This window comes from Sulfitobacter rhodophyticola, assembly GCF_041281685.2.
Classification (GTDB): Bacteria; Pseudomonadota; Alphaproteobacteria; order Rhodobacterales; family Rhodobacteraceae; genus Sulfitobacter.
On sequence record NZ_CP166251.2, the window covers coordinates 3,424,833 to 3,442,982 of the forward strand.

An 18,150-nucleotide genomic window follows, 5' to 3' on the forward strand; every position below is an offset into this window, starting at 1 on the left:
CGGTCTTTGTCTAATACAAAAAGAAGCGATACAATAGGGGCGGATGCTTGAAATTCTGCCCTGCAAAGATACCATCAGTATAGACCCGAGTGGACCGCGAACCGTGAACAAACCTGCCAAATCGTTGCTTCCCAAAGGCGCCAAGGCGCAGCAGGTGTACCTGTCGTTGCACGATCAGATCAAGGATGGCCGACTGCGGGACGGCAACAACCTGTCGTCCGAACAGAAGCTTGCGGCGGAATTCAAGGTGTCGCGGGTCACCATCCGTCGCGCGCTTGATGCGCTGGAGGGTGCGGGATTGGTCGAACGCCGGGCGGGCAGCGGCACGACCGTAAAGGCCGCTGGACATGAAGCGACACCGGTCGCCATGAACCTTGCCACGTTGATGCCGCAGCTGGTCGAGATGGGACAGACAACGACAGCACGCCTTTTGTCCTTTTCCTATGACACCGCCCCCGAATTCGTCGCTGCCGCATTGCGCATCCCGCCGCAGGAACAGGTCCAGATCGCCACCCGCATCCGCAGTGCGAATGACGTGCCGTTTTCGTATCTGACGACCTATGTGCCCGCGACCATCGCCCGCAATTATTCTGAAAACGATCTTGCCACGACACCCTTGTTCAGGTTGCTGGAACGCAGTGGCGTGCAGATCAGCGAAGCGCACCAGTCGGTGTCGGCCACACTTGCCGGGCCACAGGTCGCCGAAGCGCTTGGGGTTGCGGTCGGATCGGCGCTTTTGTCGCTGCGCCGGGTCGTGCGTGATGTGACGGGTCAGGGGGTCGAATACCTGTCGGGGCTTTACCGGCCTGACATGTTCCGCCTTGAAATGCCGTTGACCCGCGTGGGCGACGGGCAGGGCCGCCATTGGGAGCCCGCAATCGGCAAAGCGGACGAGGGCACGTTGTGACAGCGCCGCAGACGTTGCTCGACAAGCTCTGGTCATCTCACGAGGTTCTCAGAAGGGCCGATGGTACTTCGTTATTGTGGGTGGACCGCCATCTGGTGCATGAAGGATCGCACCACGCCTTTGCCAAGCTTGCGTCGCGTGGCGCGTCCCTTTCAGCACCGGAATTGACCTTTGCGGTTGTCGATCATTACGCCCCGACCCGGGCGCGTGGCGCAGGGATGGACGCGCAGATCAGGCGGATGATCCTAACATTGCGCGACAACGCGGCGGCCCACGACCTCCATCTGTTTGATCTGAATGATCCCCGTCAGGGTATCGTGCATGTGATCGGCCCCGAACAGGGGCTGACACTGCCGGGGTTGCTGATCAATTGCGGGGACAGTCACACTTCGACCCATGGCGCGTTCGGCGCGCTTGCATTCGGGATCGGGGCCACCGAAGTCGCGCATGTGCTGGCGACCCAGACGATCTGGCAGAAAAAGCCGGCGGCGATGCGGATCCATGTCGATGGCGCCCTTGGCCCGGGTATCAGCGCCAAGGACATTGCGCTGAATTGGATTGCGCGGCTGGGGACGGGTGGTGCTGCTGGACATGCGGTGGAATATGCAGGCAGCGCGGTCGAAGCGCTGACGATGGAGGGGCGCATGACACTGTGCAACCTGTCCATCGAAGGCGGCGCGCGCATGGGCATGATCGCAGCCGATGCCACCACCTTCGACGATCTCAAAGACCGTCCCTTCGCGCCACAAGGGGCAGCGTGGGATCAGGCGCTTGCGGTCTGGGCCGACCTGACATCTGACAAGGACGCGCCATTTGACAAGGAAGTCCGTTTAGATGCCTCGGAAATCGCACCGACCGTGACGTGGGGCACCAGTCCGGAGCACGCACTGCCGGTGACCGCCGCCCTTCCTGATCCGGCGTCCTTGCCCGCCGGCAAGGCGGATGCCGCCCGCGCGGCACTGGATTACATGGACCTGACCGCCGGACGTCCGATTGCAGGCACGGCGGTGGATCAGGTCTTTATCGGGTCGTGCACCAATGGCCGGATAGAAGACCTGCGCGCCGCTGCGGCCGTGCTTGCAGGGCGCAAGGCGCGCGTGCCGGGGACGGTTTCACCAGGGTCGGCACTGGTCAAGGCGCGGGCGGAGCAGGAGGGGCTGGACCGGATATTTACCGATGCGGGGCTGGAATGGGTCGCTGCGGGATGTTCGATGTGCGTGGGCATGAATGGCGATATCGTCGCACCGGGAAAACGCTGCGCCTCCTCCACCAATCGCAATTTCAGGGGCCGGCAGGGACCTGGTGCGCGCACCCATCTGATGTCACCTGCCATGGTCGCGGCGGCGGCCGTGACCGGCACGATCACCGATGTGCGGCCGCTGCTGGAAGGGCGCGCGGTCTGATGGCGGGCTGGGTGCATCACAAGGGGCCGGCGGTGGCGCTGCCGCGGGACAACATCGACACCGATCAGTTGATCCCGGCGCGTTTCATGTCGACGCCGCGCAGCGCGGGCTATGGCGATTACCTGCTGCACGACATGCGTCGCCTTGATGCGGGCGCGCTTGATCCTGCTTTCCCGCTCAACCGGTTCGGCGCGGCCAGCGTTCTGATCGCAGGGCCGAATTTCGGCAGTGGCTCCTCTCGGGAAGCGGCGGTTTATGCGCTTGTGGATGCCGGATTTCGCACCGTAATCGCGCCGAGCTTTGCCGATATATTTGCCGGCAATGCGGTCAACAACGGCCTGTTGCCTGCCCGGGTGACCCCGTCCGAGGCGGATCAACTGACAGCCGCCTGTGATGATGGGACAGCGGAGGTCGAGATTGATCTGGAAACGGGATGCATCCGCTGCGGTGACCTGCGGATAACCTTCGATCTGGATGAAAGCTGGCGCGTCAAGCTGATGAACGGTTGGGATGACATCGACCTGACACAGCAGCATACCGACGCGATTGCGACTTATCGTGAAGAACGCCAGCGCGATGCGCCTTGGGCCTGGCCTGCCAAGCGGTAATGGCGCCGCCATGTCCTGAGGTCATCCCGCTTCGACAAACAGAATGCGCGCAGAAGCATTAGCCAAAAAGCTGGCTTGCCTTCTACGGACCTCTCCGATTTCAGAAAGCCGCCTAACGCCGCCGATAGTCGCGCTGTCGTTTCGGTCGGGCATCACCGCGTTGGGCGATGGCATCGAACGCGCCTCTGGCGGCATCGATGGCGGCGCGCAGATCGTGTATCTGCCTTTTGTCCGTTTCATACTGACGCGCCGTCGCCTCCAATGCCTTTTCAAGCAGGTCTGACCCACCTTCCAGATCGCTTTCGACGATTGCTTTCATTTCATCGCTGCGTGCCTGTTCCAGCAGCCGCTCGCGGCGCAACTGCGCGGTCTCCTCTCCAAGCTCAAGCGACATGGCGATCTGGCTGAGCCGACCAAGCGCTTCTGCTGCAGGCGCGCCAATGGCCTCGCCGCTGTCGGTGACACGCGTGGTCAGCGCGAGCCCCTCAATCTGTGGCACGATGATGCGACGCCCCGGCACCAGCGTCTTTTCATCCCTCAGCGCCGGGTTCGCAGCAATCAGGGCGGCCTCTGCCCGTTTGATCAGGTTTTCACCACCGCGCCCCTTTTCCACGCGATAAAGCGCGCGGGCAAGGTTGGCGATATCGGTCTCGGTGTCGATGCGGACAATGCGTGTGATCATGGTCGTCTCCGATCAGGTAACGATGTTGAGCTGGTCGAACGGGGCAGGGAGGGGTGCACCGTTCATCCGAATGGGGACCCGTGTGATGTTCCCGATCGGTGTGGCGGCACGGTTGCCGCCGGTATGAAGCAGGATCGAAGGTACCTCGCGCCGGTGAAGCAGCGTGTTTGACGCCACGCTGATCCGCTGTGCCCCCAGCACCATCAGGGGCGGCAAATCACCGGTTCCGGACCCCGTCTGCGTCAGCTGATTGTGGCTGACATCAAGGCTTTGCAGGTTACCGTCAAAGACGGTCACCAAAGGCCGCAACAAGTCCATATCCGCGGCAAGTTGCGAGCTGGTGATGGCGGCGGTCGACTGTCGGCTGGCAAAGGCGCGCGCAATGCCCGTAGGCGTCAGGCGCATCACGTCACCGGACAGCGCCACATAGGCAACCTCGTTCCGTGGGACGCGCGGCAGCGTGGTGTAGTTCCCGGATGCCGGGGTCGGAACCACGCCATCATCCCCGTCAAGGTCCGGTATGTCATCGAATGGCGTGCCGATTTCGATGGCTGACCATGTCGAAATCACCTCCAGCCCGTCGCGCGCCTCAATCCGGTTGCCGTGCAGCGCCAGTTCGCCGTAGGGGCGTCGCACGACAATGCCGATGGCACGCACCTGCGGATTGTCAGGCCCGATACCGGCAATTTCATTGTCACTGATGGTCAGGCGGGCGACCCCCTCTGCCGCGATCCCGGCATAAAGCGCGTCCGATTGTCCAAGTCGGCCAACGCCCTGAATGGAGTTGCCCGCGACATGGGTGCGCGCGGTGCTTGTCAGCACGACGGCCGCAGCACCCTCCGCGCTTGGGCTGCCTGCAATGTCCTCAAGGTGATTGTTATCTATCGACAAATGGTCAATCTCAGCCTGCGGAGAAACCGCGATGGCTGCGGTGCCGCACCTTCGAATGATGTTCTGTTTGACAAGCACAGCGCTGTGTCGTCCGGCAAGCATCATTCCCGCGCCACCCATATCGGTGATGCCCGTCCCGATCACCCGCAAATCGGTGCGCGCATCAGGCAGCAGATTGGGAACCGAACGGATGCCGACACCGACATCCGCGCCGCCAGTGATTTCACAATTCATGACCCGCGCGTCACCAGCCCCCAGCACCATGCCGAAGGTCCCGCCACTAACGGTTGCCCCTTCGATGGCAAGGCTTGCCGCGGGCAGGTCTGCCCAATTGATCTGCATGCCCACGGCGGTGGCCAGAATGAGGTTGCCGGTGAAATCCGCGCCCGCAAGGTTCACCGCGCTTCGGTCGAAATGCACCCCATCTCGTCCCCCGAACAAGGTGCAATCGCGCACACGCATCTCGACAAAGCCGACAAAGGCGGGATCATCGGGATCATCGCTTGTGGCATCAAACGAAGATCGCGATCCAAGGGCGATGGGGGCCAGTGCAACACAGTTTTCGATCACGGTGCCGATCTGCGCCCCGTCAAGGGCGATGGCCTGGTCAATACGGTCCGACGCCGTGCCAACAAACACCGCCACATTCAGCCGAGACAACAAAAGCGCCGAGGTATTCATCGCTGTGATTCCATAGGTGAGCGGGATGTTCCCGAAATCATCCTCCTGCGGGAACACAAAGAGCGAGAACCGGTCGAGGACCACATCCGTTCCGTCCGCGACCTGAAGGGCCGCCCCATTCCCCATATACGTCAGGACGGTCTCGATGCCTTGCCCCTGAAGGCGCAGGGCGGAACGGTCGGCAATCCGGATCGGGGAATTCAACAGATAGCCACCCCCATCAAGACACACGGTACCACCTTGTTGTTCCACCTGATTGATTGCGGCCTGAATCGTAAGGGCACCTGAGTTGTGCTGTTCCGGTGTCACGCAAACGGTGCAACCGCAATGCTCCGTTTCGCCATCGCCGCCGCCCTCGAATGCCGGTGGCCAGAAGATCCGGCAATCGTCAACAAAACCGCTTGCCGGATTGACGACCGCCAGTCGCGCGTAATGCCGTTGAATGCCGCGCGGCGCGGCATTTACCAGTTGTTCGACCTGCGTGCCTGCGGTGCGCGCGTAAAAGCTCCACCAATCCATGGTATGCGGATCGCCCGGGCCATCGGTCGTCAGCGCAATGGTGATCCCCGCTTCAAGATGAACCGCTGAGCCGTCAAGCGGCATCGGGATCAGGCCTTCGGTCTCGGTCTCCTGCAGGTCGATGGGGGGATTACCGTTGTCAAATTCGTACTCACCGGACTGGTCCCAGCGGATCAGGCGGGTGTGCCTTGCGTTCAGCGTATCGCCGCCCAGTCCCGTGGGAACAAGGTCTGCGCCATCTTCGCCCGACGTGCCCACATCGGCGGAATCGATTGCGCGATCGAATTCGATCTGGCGGGTCAGTTCCATGACCCGCACGATCCGCAACATCCGCCCGGAACGGTGATTGAATTCGCGATGATCATCCGTCAGTTCAACCCAGTCGCCTTCGCGGAAAGACAGCTTCGCGTCACGCCCGATACTGTTGACGGTGACGATGTTGGCAGGGGTCTCAATCGCCTCTACCGCTGCGATGACGGAGCCGTTTTCCCGGCTGAACTTGATCCGCGGCGCGCCGTCTTCGGTGATATCGTGGATCTGCACGCGGTAATGCTGGTTCTCGCGCCCGACATAACCGTCGGACGGCGGAACGATGCAGGGGTCTTCGGGGTCCTCTATGTCGATGGTATCGACGCTCAAGCGCGCGTTTGACGGCTGGATCAGGTCCGACCATGCCTCGATTTGACCATCGGGTGTGTCGCAACGGGTGCCCTGCGGCACTTCAAGCAGGCGGATCTGCCATACGGTCTGGGATCGGGTCGTGGTGTCGATACCGCCGAGCGCTGGGTCAAGCAGGTCGGGATGTTGTACGGGATGCAACTCACGGTCCCAACACACCAGGTAGGCGATATGCGTCCCCCTTAAATTGCCCGCCGCGTCGGTCTGGCTCAGTCCTTCCGGCGTCGGCCAGAAGGGTTGTTCCGTCAAAGGGACAAAATCGCCGTCCTCGGTCGAGATCATCTCGTCCAGTACACCTTCGGGGCCATTATCGCCGGGCCGTGCGCGGTCAAAGACCGGCGGGTCAAGCCCCGCCACCGGAGTGCCGTCAAATTCCGCCTGTCCCCAACTCTCGCAGGAATAACCGTCGCAATAAAAACGCCCACGGCCATACTCCAGCCCGCCATCGTTCGTCAGGCGGATTTCGAAACCTTCCGGCGTCTCGATCGGCACAACGGCGCGCCCGATGGTATCAACCGTCTCCGTGCGGATACGACGCTGAAACAACGCGACAAGCTCGTTCCAGTCGGCGTCCAGAACGGCGCGGCCCTGTTGCAGGAAGACCCCGGAAAAACTGTTGTGCGGGTCAAAAGTGACTCTGCTGGTATCGCTGGCCATCGTTAATCCTCCTTACGTTTCAAAGATCAGGCCCGCCTCGAGCCCGAAGCGCAGGTATTCCGCCAGTCGGATGCGCAGGTTGGTTTCTCTTTGTGGGTTGTGCAGATGATGCCAGATGCCCATCTCTCCGCCGTCCTCGGCGCCTTCGCGGATTTCAATCGGGGTGGCTTGACGCAGCTGGCCATAGGCGGGGTGGGCAGACGAAACAGCCGTGAAGGACGGCACAAGCCAGGTCGCGATCCACGTTCCGATATCGGCCCTCTGAACCGCGCTCAGCGGGACATTCATCGCTTCTTCTTCGGCCTCGATTGCGGCGTCGATTGCCAGTTGCGGCTGACAGCGATAGCGGCGCGGCACGATTGAGCCGATGGGTACGAAGCTGAAGCGCAGACACCCTTCCTGGCGTTGCAAGACCTGAACCGGCACCTCATCTTCGGGCGCGGCGGCGCGCAGGATGGAGTTGGAGACCAACGGCATGACACGCACCGCGATGCGCCCCATTACCGTTGTGCCTGCCATGCTCAGGCTTCCGGCGGGGACGCCGCCAAGCCCGGAGATTGCAGTGCCGCGCAGGCTGTCCAGCGGGTCGGCGCTGGCGGCGTCGATCAGGCTGTCGACGATATCAATCGTTGCCGTGTCGCTCAGCACCAAGGGGCCGGAGACGCAGGCGCTCATTGCAATCTCGGATCCCATGGTTTGCACGGTGATACTGGCCGCGCCCGGAAACGCAGGGCCGCCCGCCGCGGTGTAGCTGAGACCCGGGATCAGCGTGACGTGACGCAATCGCACGTCGGACAGTGACATCCCATCGCCATTTGGTTCGATGACAAGCGGACCGCCGTCAATGACCATGCCGTTCAGTTCGATCCGGGCATTTTCGCCGCCGCGCAGGGTCACCTGATCGCCGCGCAGGATGGGGCGTCGGCCGTCTGACGCGCGCAGGATGATTTCGCCGCCGGGGTCTGCGTCGATCACGAACGGGCTGGGCAGATCGAAAACTGCCGAGCTGTCTATTTCGACGATTCCACCGGATGCGGGCAAGTCGGCCAGCGCTTGAACAAGGTCAGTTGCGTCGCTGCTGACCACCACCGGCGCGTCACCCGCCCGCAGTGCCACTTCGCCGGACCGATCATATTCGCCACCGCCGATCCTGCCCGGAAAACCGCGATGCCACGTGGCCGCCACCGGATCGTCCTGATCCACCGGAAAGCTGATCCTTCCCAGTTCGGGGTCGACGCGTATAAGCGGCTTGGCACCGACAGGATGGGGCGCATGGTTCCATCCCGGCCCATCGTCGGAAAGATCGCAGGCCACAATGTCCGACGGGGGAACCGCTGCTTCACTTTGCCAAAGGACAAAACCACGGTCTTGCCCGTACCAAAGCCCCGGTTCGGCATCGAGCGCGCGGCGCGTGATGGGCAGCGGCATATGTTCGGGTCGGGCGAGCGTGGTGATCGCGTCCTGCGGCAGCGGAAACTGGAAAAGCTGCCGTGGTGCGCCCAAGGGATCGAACAGGAACCGCCGCGTATCGCCATCCTCGACCGGGCGCAGGGCGACACGGCTGACCGAAAGCGGCAACAGGCGATAAAGATGGACCCCGATGTTGGGCAGATGGTGGCGCCCCCCGATGCTCTTGCGACCGGCGCTTTGCTCAATTGAGCGGACGTCAATGGACCGCGTGACCGGATCGAAGGCCGTGCCCAGCCGTTCCAGCCGCGCGGGATCACGCAGATCAGGGGTCACATGGTGATCCGGCCGTGCGGGCAGATGATCGGCGATGCCACGGGGCGACAGGCGGATGTGGTTCATGTGCTGGCAGGTCGCAACAAGCTGAAAATACTCGACAACCTTGGCAGGCCATCCGGTGACATCGGATGCGAGTTGCTCAAGGACCGCTGGCGTCCCCTTGCGCCTGCGGTAGGGGATGGTGTTCGCCGCTTCCGCGCGCGTTCCGGCGACCTCGCCCGCGATGGGGTGCAGCGCGCGGTAACCGATGGTGCCACCGACATACGGCACTGCCCAAGGCGCGCAGGTCTCGATGAAGGCATTGTCGAGCAACTGCTCGATGTCTTCCTCCATCACCGCGCCTTCACGGGCCAGAAGCGCCACGAAGGCTTCGAGCGGCCCACCCATGTCCGCGTCGCGCACGCGGATGTGCGCTGGCAGCAGGGCAAACAGGGCCTCGGGCGTGATCCGGGTCATGGCATCAACTCCAGCCAGTCAAACGGTCCGGGGTCGAGGGTCAGGATTTCGGCTGGCAGCAACCCGGCATCTTGGTCCTTGCGCCCCTGCAAGGCGACAAGACGGTCATGCGCCTTCTTCTTGGTCTGCGGCTTGGTCGCACGATAGAGCCGGTCGATATCGACCGCGCCCACGCCGTCGACCGCGTGGGCGGACGCGGCAACAGTACTAAGGGCCACCTCCTGCGCGAAATCACGCGCGGCGAAGGCGAAATCGGCGCGCAAGCGGGTCTCAACCGCTGCCAGGACGGTGTCGGTGTCATGCGCGGGATCGACCGCAACCTTGAGCGCGAGATGGAAGACCACCGGCGCGTAAGTGATGATGTCAAACCCCACCAGCGGATCGCCGAAATTGCGGAAAGCATCCAGCAGATTGCCCAGCGTCGGCCCGTCCGGCGGCAAAACCTCTCCATCCTCTCCGGCGACCGTCACCACGACCCGGCGGTTCACACCGTTCCAGACCCAGCGGCTTTCGGCCTTGGCAATGCCCGGAAATCCAAGGGCGAAGTCCCGGTAATCGGTGATTGAGACGACCCGCCCCAGGGTCAGGGTATAAAGAGGTGCATTGCGTCTTGCGTCTTCGGCAGCCTCAGGGTCCGCACCGCCCGTGGCGGGGATGGGATTGAACGCCTCGCGCAGGCCCAGGGGACGATCCAGCGGCATGCTCAATTGACCTGCACGCAGGTTACCCGCGCGGCCAAGGCCCCTGGAGAAATCCGCCACGATATTGTCCTGCCCCGGATCGGGGCGCGCGCCGGAATGCCCATCGCCGAATTCCACGATGGTCTGACCCTCGTCCGTCAGCACCGTGCGGAAAACCTGCGCATCGGCCCCGCGATCATAAAGATCGGGCACCTCGTCCCATGCAACACCATCCACGCGTATGGTCAGCGTGCTGTCCACTCCTGTGGGCGTCGATGCCAATCGGTGTGTCACAGGGCTTTGACCCAGAACGAATTTCTGGAACGGCACCGTGGGATCACCCGCGCCGAGGATTTCGGTGGCGCCCTCGCCGTGGGCGGCCATGGCGACATTGCCATGTATGGACAGGCCCGCGCGATCGTAGACATGGATCAGTGCGCTTTCGAAGATCAGCCGCGAACGGAGCGGTCCGGCGGCCTCCACATGGTCGAGTATCGCGATTTCCGCAACAATTGGATCTTCATCATGGGCAGGCACCGTCACGAACACGCCGGGCAAGGCAGAGACCGTGCCGGTGAACCCGTCGGCGTCTTCCAGCGTCCAATTCAGGAGCGTCGGCAACTGGATCCCATCATCGGCCTCTTCATTCCCTGTCAGCGTGCCTGAACCTCCGAACTCACCCGGTCCTCCGCCGCCGCCACCGCCGGCATCGGCAAGGATCATGGGTCCTGTGAAATCGGGGCCATCACCACCGCCGGGTGCTTCAAATATGTCGCCAAGCTCTGCCAGGATCACGAAGAAGAAAACGGTGAAGACGAAGGGCACTTCCTGAACGGCAACGACGCTCAATTCCTTTCCTGCCTCGATCTTTCGGATCTGCCCGTGTTCGCTGGTCAGGCTCAGCGTGCCGCTGGTCAGCCGCACGCGTGCCCTTGGCCCGCGCAGGGCAAGGCGGCGCCCCTCCGGCAAACCCTCGACGCGGCGGTCCAGCAGGATGTGCGTTCCAGCAACAAAAGACGGAATCGCCCGTTCAGCGAAGTCGAGCGCTTCACTGGCGCCCCAGACGGAGGTGCTGCGGTAAAAGTCGCGGAAATCCTGCCCGCCATTCACCCTGTCGGGTTCGATACCTGTCGCCTTTCCCGAAATCGCATAGGCAGTCAGCCCGTCATCCCAACTGTTGCGGATGCGGAAGGGTGCGACCTTGCCTTGCCGCGCGCTCAGGACGATCCAGCTGTCGGCGACAAAGCCTTTGTAGATCGCATCAAGCGCGATAAGGCCATTGAAATGGCCGGGCAACGACGTCGGAGGAATGGTGGGCAGGTCAAAGTCCCAATCAATGACAGGCGTGTCGTCACCGAAACGCTGTATCCGCACGCCATCATCGTCTTCAATCCTCTGAAAGCCGAAGTTTTCCAGCTGATCTTCTCCAAAGACCTTGAGATCAGGTGCGTTGTGCCCAAACAGCGCCGCGCGTTCGCGCATCACGAACAATTGCAGCCCCGTAGGCTCGATATCCTCAAGCGGGGCATCCCATTCGATCCGTGTCCGCGCGCCATCCGCCTCAACCTCGGTGGTCAGGACGCGGCGCACGTTCCAGTCCTCCGCCATGGGATCGCCTTGGCGTCCTGCGCCCACAAACAGCAGCAGATCACCCTCAGCGAAGGGTGGCGTTCCCTGCACCCAAGTGACGCGGTCGCCCGCGACGGGCAGCACCAGTTCCATCTGCCGTGGCCGGAGCCGGTTCCAGGCGACGCGGGTCTCAAGTTCCTCGATTGTCTCGAAAACCTGCGCCGTTTCTTCCGGGCCGGGCTGGCTCTGGATGCGGGTCCCCGCGGGCACCGCAAGGATCGCGACATCCGGCGCGGCCCCGGGCGGGTCATCCATCAGCAGGATCATGTCGGTCTCCGCCGCGGCACCGGGATGCAGACGGTATCCGACCAGCCGCGCCAATTCTCCGATGGAGAACCGTTCGGTCGCTGTCTGGAAATAGGCCTCGTTCGTCAGCCGTTCCTGATAAAACCCCAGCACCTCAAGGGCCGACGCCCAGGCATCGATCAGCGCAATGGAGAAATCGGAATCCTCGCGGGTCCCAAGCCCTGCCAGCGACAACGCCGTGCCAGAGGAAAGGCCCGCCAACATCGCGGCCTTATGTCGGGCGTGGCCACCGGTGCGAAACCCGATCTGTGGCAGATTCGGGCGGTTGGTGATCGGGGCAGGCGTCAAGGGGCGGATGCCGCCGCAGCAGCCGCAGATGTCGGGCAGCGGGCCGGGGTCGCGATGACCGACACGGAGGGGAAGGTCGTTCATTTGCCACCTCCCATGACGAGTTCAAGCGCACCACGTTCGGGGAAATTACGGTCATTTTCCAACTGCGCGATCTCAAGCCGGCCGAAGGTCAGCACACCATCGCGCAGGGCGACGGCACTGCTGCGTTGCCCGCGCCGCCGGAACCGCGTCGCCTTGACCGACGCCACGCCCGGAACCGCCATAACGCGCGCATAAAGCGCCGACAGGTAGACCGGATCGGCAAAGGTGTAGTTGTCGGGGTGGAAAAAGCCGGTGCGACCATCGGGCAGCCGCTCAGCCGATAACTGATCCAGCACCGCACGCCGGACCTGCGCCGCGAAGTGGTCTTGTGCCGCGCAGATGAACAACGCGATTTCCAGCGACACCGGGATAGGCGCGTCAATCTGCAGATCATAGCCTGCCATCCGGTACCCATCGAGGAACGTGATCAGCGCCGCCTCGAACTCTGGCGTAACCGGGCGCCCGCCAAATCGGTCGACGGTGACAAAGACGGTGTGGCCATGGCCATTCCAACGAAACGTTGCCGCCGCCCGTTGAACGTCGGGAAAGCGGCGCGCGATGGCGGCGTAATCTTCGGTCGTGACGGCCCGTTCCTGTCGGCGATATGCATAGGGAGCGGCCTGGCGTACCTCTTCCATGCTTTCGGGCGCGCGTCCGCCCACCGCTGGCAGCGGGTTGCGGACGCGGCGGACGGCGGCACCGGTCAAGGCATGCGCAATCGCATCGCGGCCGATGTTACCAACCGGCCCGTTGCCGATGCGGTAACTGGCGCGGAACGGGGTGCCGGGATTGGGCCTGCGTCCGTTGCCGTCATCGCCAAATCGCAAGGTTGCCTCGCCATCGCTTTGTACTTCAAGCACGGCATGGCGATCCTCCGGCGCGGAAGAAATCAAATCGGGCCGGAGCCGCCACCAATCGGGCATCGCCTCATCCCCGCTTTGCAATGAAATCCACGGCAGGCGCACAACGTCCGGCGCGTGAAGCGTTGCATAGGCTGAGGTGAATACCGGGTCATCGACAGTTCCAGTGGCGTCGGCAGGTCGCGCAGCGCTTTGGGTGACCGGGCGTTCAATCAGGCGCGGACGGAACCGGGGCGGGACCGGGTCAAGCTCCGGACGCGCGCAGGGGTCGCAGGAGGCATCCGGTGTCGGCACGTAATTGAGATGGGGTGTTGGCACAGCGCCAAGTCCCTCATCGTCGATGCTTGCGCCATGATCGGCCAGCACGATGTTGCCCAGCGCGTGGCTCACCCCCCGCACAAGCCCGCCGCCCGCCGATGCGTCCAGCCGGGATGACAGGCAAAGCGCGAAGGGCAATGCGTCTTCGTCGGCCCAGCGTATTTCCGTGATCGCGTCCCCGGTCAGGTCATCCGTCAGGTCCGCCTGTACATCGGTCAGCATCACAGCGTGCCGCCTGGAAGGGTCGGCATCGGCGGCTTCCCCTGTTAACGGACCCAGAACCTCCTCGAAGATCAGGATGTGTCCGGGCTGAAGGCTTTCGATGTTTCCCAGCAAGGTCGCGCGCGTCGATCCTTTGGGAAGGCAACATGCGTCATTGCCCCAATCGTAGAAATCCATTTCCGACTGATCATCGTCGATATCACGATCTTCAAGGGCCTCGAAAACAAGTGGGCCGAACGCCAGCGCGCGTGCCTGATCGCCCGGATCGGAGATGGCGGCATCGAATTCACCGACACGGGTCAGAAAACGGGTCCCCCGGGCGATGTTGGCGCTGCCGTTCTCCATGGGGGCGACATGCACGAATACCCGCGCTGATGCGCCGTCATGCATCATGTAGTCGACCAGCCGCGCGTGCCGACGTACCGATGGTCGGCGCCGCGCCGTGGCCAGATAGCTTTCCGTCGCGGCGGCGTCCTGCGCATAGGACAGCCGGTCCGCCGTGAAGGCGAGCATTTCGACCAGGGTGATGCCAAGATCGGCGGGATTACTTTCCCGCCAGTCGGGCAGCAATTGCCGCATCCGGCCCAGCATCATCCGGCGGAAGCTTTGATAGTCCTTGGCCAGGTAGGACAAGGGCGGGGGTGGGGGCAGGTCTTCATCGCAATGACAGACGGGCGCGCAGTCAAAGTCGGTCGGGCATTCGACCTTGAAGGAAAAGTCGACCACCGACAGGATGCGGTCAATGCCGTCGGGTGGGGCAAGTTCGGACCCAAGCAGGCGCAATCGGTAGGTTGAATAATCCCCCGCTGACGACGTCCGCAGCACAAGCACATTTTCGGGCTCGGGCAGGGCTTGCAGCAACGTCGCAAGATCGCTCTCGGCGGGCGGAACCACCGGCGCATCGGCGCGGGTTGTCCAGTCGACCGTAATCCCGGTGACACGCTCACCCCCTTCGATCGCGATTTGCTCCGGGTCCAGCAACGGGGCGTCATCCAGAAACCGCAGCAGCAGTGTGCGCTGGCGCGGCGTCGGGGCGGGGGCCTCCAGATCGAGCACCTCAAGAAAATCAATGCCATTGATGGCGCGGCCATCGTCAATGGCCTCTAGGACCCGCTCCCTGCGCCTTGGATCGCAGCAATGATAGATCATGGCGTCTCTCCCAGGGTCAGGTCGACCCGGTCGGTCATGCCGCTGCGCAATAATGTGTAGATGATGGTGATCGTCAGCACCGGACCATCGGCGCGCGCCACCACGTCTTCCACCGAAATGCGCTGGCCCAGATGAGTTTGCAGCGCACCGTGGATCATGAAACCCGCGGTTGCGGCGGCTTCGGCACTGGCGGCGGCAAAGACAAGCTGGTTCACGCCGCCGCCAAAGTCCGGCCGGTTCACACGTTCGCCGGGGTTCGTGAACAACAGCAGTTCGATCAGATTGCGGACATGGCTCGCTTCATCGGCCTCGGCCGTCCGGTCCCGGCCATCAAAGTGATATGGGAAATCAATCAGCATCATCGTCAGCTCCCGATGACCCGCGTTTGTGTCTGGATCGGGATCAGCGGCGTGCCTGTCGGCACGCAGGTGGTAACGGACGTTTGCAGGGCCACCGGAATGCCCGAGGCAAAGACCCGCGCCGCTGCCACCACGATGGTACCCGTCACGCAAGGACCATTGCCCCCCGGCGGGACAAAGCCACAGCCTGCCACCGCGTAGATCGACGCCTGCGTCGCCGCCGGTTTGCCCGACAACAGGACCCGCGCATCCACCGGGACCGGCGTCGCCTTGCCACCATGACTGCAGGTGACGATTGCGCTGAGGTCGAGGATGGGGCCGGGCATGGGTTGGGTCTCCTAGATCACGGTGAGGGCACCGTTGTTGACAGTGACAGTGGGGCCAATGAGCGTTATCGCGGCCCCACGGCCGTTCTGGATGTAGATGCCGGTGTCATTGACGATGATGGAGGCACCTGTGGCGGATTTGAGGACGATACCGCCGGTTGGGCCGGGCAGGTCGGTGACCGTCAACCCGTTTTGCAGCGTCGTCTGCATTGTCATGGCGGACAGGCCGGGCGGGGTAAGCTGGTGCAGGGCGGGCACTTCTGCGGCAGAGCCATAATAGCAGCCCGTCCAGATCGGATAATCGGGATCGCCGCGCTCGAATTCGACCCAGACACCCGCGCCGATCGGCGGCACACCCAACGCACCTGTCCCGATCCCCGCGACCGGAAAGCAGGGCATCGCCCAACTGGACAGAGCAAGCCCAGAGACATCCGGCACCATGACTTGTATGCGGCCCGTCAGCAGGGGATCGACATTGTTGACGACTGAGGCGCGGTATTTCCCGTAATAGGTCTCTGTCATGCCGGCACCGTCGCCTGGGTGGGCAGCAAGCCGCCCCGTTTCAAGGACAGCGTCTGCTTGTAACTTCCACGCTCCATCTGATGGCGCACGCTGGTGATGTAGTGCAGCCCGTCATAGGCCCGCGACGCGCCGCGCACCCCGATGACCGACCGCGCGCGCACGATTCGGCCATAACGGGTGACGTCGATCTGTGCCGTTCCCGTGACCGGGTCCGCCTTGCGCGCGGCATGGGCAAAGCCCCGCGCCAGCGCTTCGAAGGGATTGAGCCGCGCTGTGTCCTTCAAGTGCACGATCTTCGGGGGCAGGGGCGGGATTGCGCCCATCGGCTTGTGGAACGGGATCGACCCGGGGATCGGGATCGGGATCGTTGCCTTGCTGAACGGTTCCTGAACATAGACGACAGGGATTTCCACGGAATCCTTGTTGAAGCTGAAAGAGACGGATTCGGCATTGGTCGGGACGCCGCTTTCGATGGTGATTGCGGGCTGCGGCGCGCCAAAGCGGATTTCCGGACCCCAATAGGCGATGCTGGTGGCCGGGGCAGGTCCGGGTTTCAGAAAGAAGGTATAGCCCGCTTCATCCGCCAGCGTGCGGATGTAGTCGAGGTCATTTCCCTTGTGGCGCGGAATCCTGTCCGTCGGCAGCGGCGGCCCCTCAAGCGATGGGATGATCTGCGGGATGATGCCCAGCCACGCATATTTTGCAAGGATCAGGGCAACGCGCGCCTCGGGTGGCATGGCCGGGTAAGGAATGCCGGCAAAATCGAAATGGGCCATCGGTGCGGTCAAATCGGTGCCGCGGATGTTCAGCGTCGCAGGTTGGCTGCCGGAGCCGGGCGACAGGTCTGATGACGTTACCACACCATTGATCAGCGGCACGGCGGTGCCGCCGACGGTTGCCACCAACGCTACCCGCAGGATCGGCAGGGGTTCGACCGCACCGCTGAGCAGAAAAGCGGTGACCAACGGGGAATCCCGCTCTACCGCAAAGGTTAGGTCAAAGCCTGACGGCGTCTGGCCGGAATTTTCCTCAATAGACACCGATTGCAGCGCTTCGACCACCCCGGCCGGGGCGGGCACCGGGACACCGGGGCCGAACAGCAAGGTCAGGTCGATGCCCTTGATCACGTTGCAGCCTCCCGTGTCTGATGTTGTGTCATTGGTCTGGCTCCACTCCGGGCACGCCCGCGGGCAGGGTCAGGCGCACCTCGCGCCCCACTTCTTCAAGGTCCTCTGCCCAAAGCACGCCGTTGCTGTCGCAAAACTGCCAAAAGGCCTCCGCACTGCCGATTTCCTGCGCCGCGATGTGGTCCAGCCGCTCGGCCTCCTTGACGCGGCGAAAGGCGCGGGTTGCAAAGGCCGTGGGCGGCGGTACGATCCGGCGGCGCAGATAGGCCACCTTGCGCCCATCGGGCAAGGTCATCTCAAGGCGCGCGATGCCGTGATAACGGCTTTCCGGCGGAAAATCGGTCAACGCGATCACACCCGCTTCGAACATGGCCTGAATTGGATTTGTCATGGCAAACCTCCCAGACCCAGCCCGCTGAGATCACCGCCAGAATAACGGCCGCTGAAGCTTTCCTTTGACCGCAGATAGGCCATGAACAGCCCCGCCCCGCGATGGGCAAAGCCCAGATCATCCACCGACAGGACCCGCAGCGTCAGGCTGACCTTGGCGCGGATCGGGTTAAGCGCCGGGTCAAAGAATTCCTCGGTGATGGACAGCTGCGTCAGCCGGACAGGTGCCACGCGATTGGGAGACCACACGAAAAGCGCAAGCGGTGTTTCCGCCGGCGTGATCTCGAAACTGCCGGACGCGGCCTGCGCGTTCTGGCGTTCCAACTGCGCCGTTGTCGGATGCAGCATCGTCTCCAACGCGGACAGAACCGGAAACAGCCCAAGCTCCGCCGCATCGGGATTGTTGTCCGGAAACTCAAGCTGGTCGGTGGCATCCAACTCCGCCTCGACGCTGATGGTCTCGATCGCCGGACCGGTCAGGCGCAGCGGTTGCGAGCGGTCGGGTTCATCCGCGATGGCCTGCACGTCCAGTGACCGCGACAGTGTCTCGGCGGCATATTGCAGCGTTATAATCCGCTCGACTGCGCCGCTGTCGGGTGAGATCAGCACAAGGCCCGCGCGGGTGAGTTTGGGGGAGCGGGGGGAGGTCATGGTGTGCACCC

14 protein-coding genes are annotated in these 18,150 nt (G+C 63.2%); 3 read left to right on the forward strand and 11 right to left on the reverse strand.

Annotation, left to right across the window (positions count from 1 at the left end):
- Positions 1–103 precede the first annotated feature (103 nt).
- Genes AB4X18_RS17870 through leuD form a run of 3 tightly spaced genes read left to right on the forward strand, consistent with a single transcriptional unit; the run spans position 104 to position 2,918 of the window.
- Complete coding sequence (locus AB4X18_RS17870; protein WP_370401359.1) at positions 104–907, forward strand: GntR family transcriptional regulator; 804 nt, start codon at positions 104–106, stop codon at positions 905–907.
- Positions 904–2,310 (forward strand): 3-isopropylmalate dehydratase large subunit, encoded by a 1,407-nt coding sequence (leuC, locus tag AB4X18_RS17875; RefSeq protein ID WP_432816860.1) that lies wholly within the window; start codon positions 904–906, stop codon positions 2,308–2,310. Before AB4X18_RS17870 ends, leuC begins: the two co-directional genes overlap by 4 nt.
- Positions 2,310–2,918 carry a 3-isopropylmalate dehydratase small subunit gene (gene leuD, locus AB4X18_RS17880; protein WP_432816861.1) on the forward strand — a complete coding sequence of 203 codons (609 nt, stop codon included), beginning with the start codon at positions 2,310–2,312 and terminating at the stop codon, positions 2,916–2,918. Before leuC ends, leuD begins: the two co-directional genes overlap by 1 nt.
- A gap of 112 nt (positions 2,919–3,030) precedes the next feature.
- Here the strand turns inward: leuD and AB4X18_RS17885 are convergent, their stop codons facing one another.
- Genes AB4X18_RS17885 through AB4X18_RS17935 form a run of 11 tightly spaced genes read right to left on the reverse strand, consistent with a single transcriptional unit; the run spans position 3,031 to position 18,139 of the window.
- Positions 3,031–3,600: a hypothetical protein gene (locus AB4X18_RS17885; protein WP_370401361.1), complete on the reverse strand. Its 570-nt coding sequence runs from the start codon at positions 3,598–3,600 to the stop codon at positions 3,031–3,033.
- 12 nt (positions 3,601–3,612) lie between these two features.
- Positions 3,613–7,026 carry a DUF6519 domain-containing protein gene (locus tag AB4X18_RS17890; RefSeq protein WP_432816862.1) on the reverse strand — a complete coding sequence of 1,138 codons (3,414 nt, stop codon included), beginning with the start codon at positions 7,024–7,026 and terminating at the stop codon, positions 3,613–3,615.
- 12 nt (positions 7,027–7,038) lie between these two features.
- Positions 7,039–9,228: a hypothetical protein gene (locus AB4X18_RS17895; RefSeq protein WP_370401363.1), complete on the reverse strand. Its 2,190-nt coding sequence runs from the start codon at positions 9,226–9,228 to the stop codon at positions 7,039–7,041.
- Positions 9,225–12,215, reverse strand: a complete 2,991-nt coding sequence (locus AB4X18_RS17900) for a hypothetical protein (protein ID WP_432816863.1) — start codon at positions 12,213–12,215, stop codon at positions 9,225–9,227. Before AB4X18_RS17900 ends, AB4X18_RS17895 begins: the two co-directional genes overlap by 4 nt.
- A complete protein-coding gene (locus AB4X18_RS17905; protein WP_432816864.1) occupies positions 12,212–14,764 on the reverse strand; it encodes a putative baseplate assembly protein in 2,553 nt (850 codons plus the stop codon). Before AB4X18_RS17905 ends, AB4X18_RS17900 begins: the two co-directional genes overlap by 4 nt.
- The gene (locus AB4X18_RS17910) at positions 14,761–15,126 is read right to left on the reverse strand and encodes a GPW/gp25 family protein (protein WP_432816865.1); all 366 of its coding nucleotides are present in this window, start codon (positions 15,124–15,126) and stop codon (positions 14,761–14,763) included. The genes AB4X18_RS17905 and AB4X18_RS17910 overlap by 4 nt, the downstream gene beginning before the upstream one ends.
- Positions 15,127–15,128: 2 nt before the next feature.
- Complete coding sequence (locus AB4X18_RS17915; protein ID WP_370401366.1) at positions 15,129–15,449, reverse strand: hypothetical protein; 321 nt, start codon at positions 15,447–15,449, stop codon at positions 15,129–15,131.
- A 12-nt stretch (positions 15,450–15,461) separates the two neighbouring features.
- Entirely contained in the window at positions 15,462–15,971 is a 510-nt protein-coding gene (locus AB4X18_RS17920) for a phage baseplate assembly protein V (protein ID WP_370401367.1), read from the reverse strand.
- The gene (locus tag AB4X18_RS17925; RefSeq protein ID WP_432816866.1) at positions 15,968–17,098 is read right to left on the reverse strand and encodes a hypothetical protein; all 1,131 of its coding nucleotides are present in this window, start codon (positions 17,096–17,098) and stop codon (positions 15,968–15,970) included. Before AB4X18_RS17925 ends, AB4X18_RS17920 begins: the two co-directional genes overlap by 4 nt.
- 28 nt (positions 17,099–17,126) lie before the next feature.
- The gene (locus tag AB4X18_RS17930; protein ID WP_370401370.1) at positions 17,127–17,489 is read right to left on the reverse strand and encodes a LysM domain-containing protein; all 363 of its coding nucleotides are present in this window, start codon (positions 17,487–17,489) and stop codon (positions 17,127–17,129) included.
- Positions 17,486–18,139, reverse strand: coding sequence for a hypothetical protein (locus AB4X18_RS17935; protein ID WP_432816867.1), 654 nt, complete (start codon positions 18,137–18,139; stop codon positions 17,486–17,488). Before AB4X18_RS17935 ends, AB4X18_RS17930 begins: the two co-directional genes overlap by 4 nt.
- Positions 18,140–18,150 lie beyond the last annotated feature (11 nt).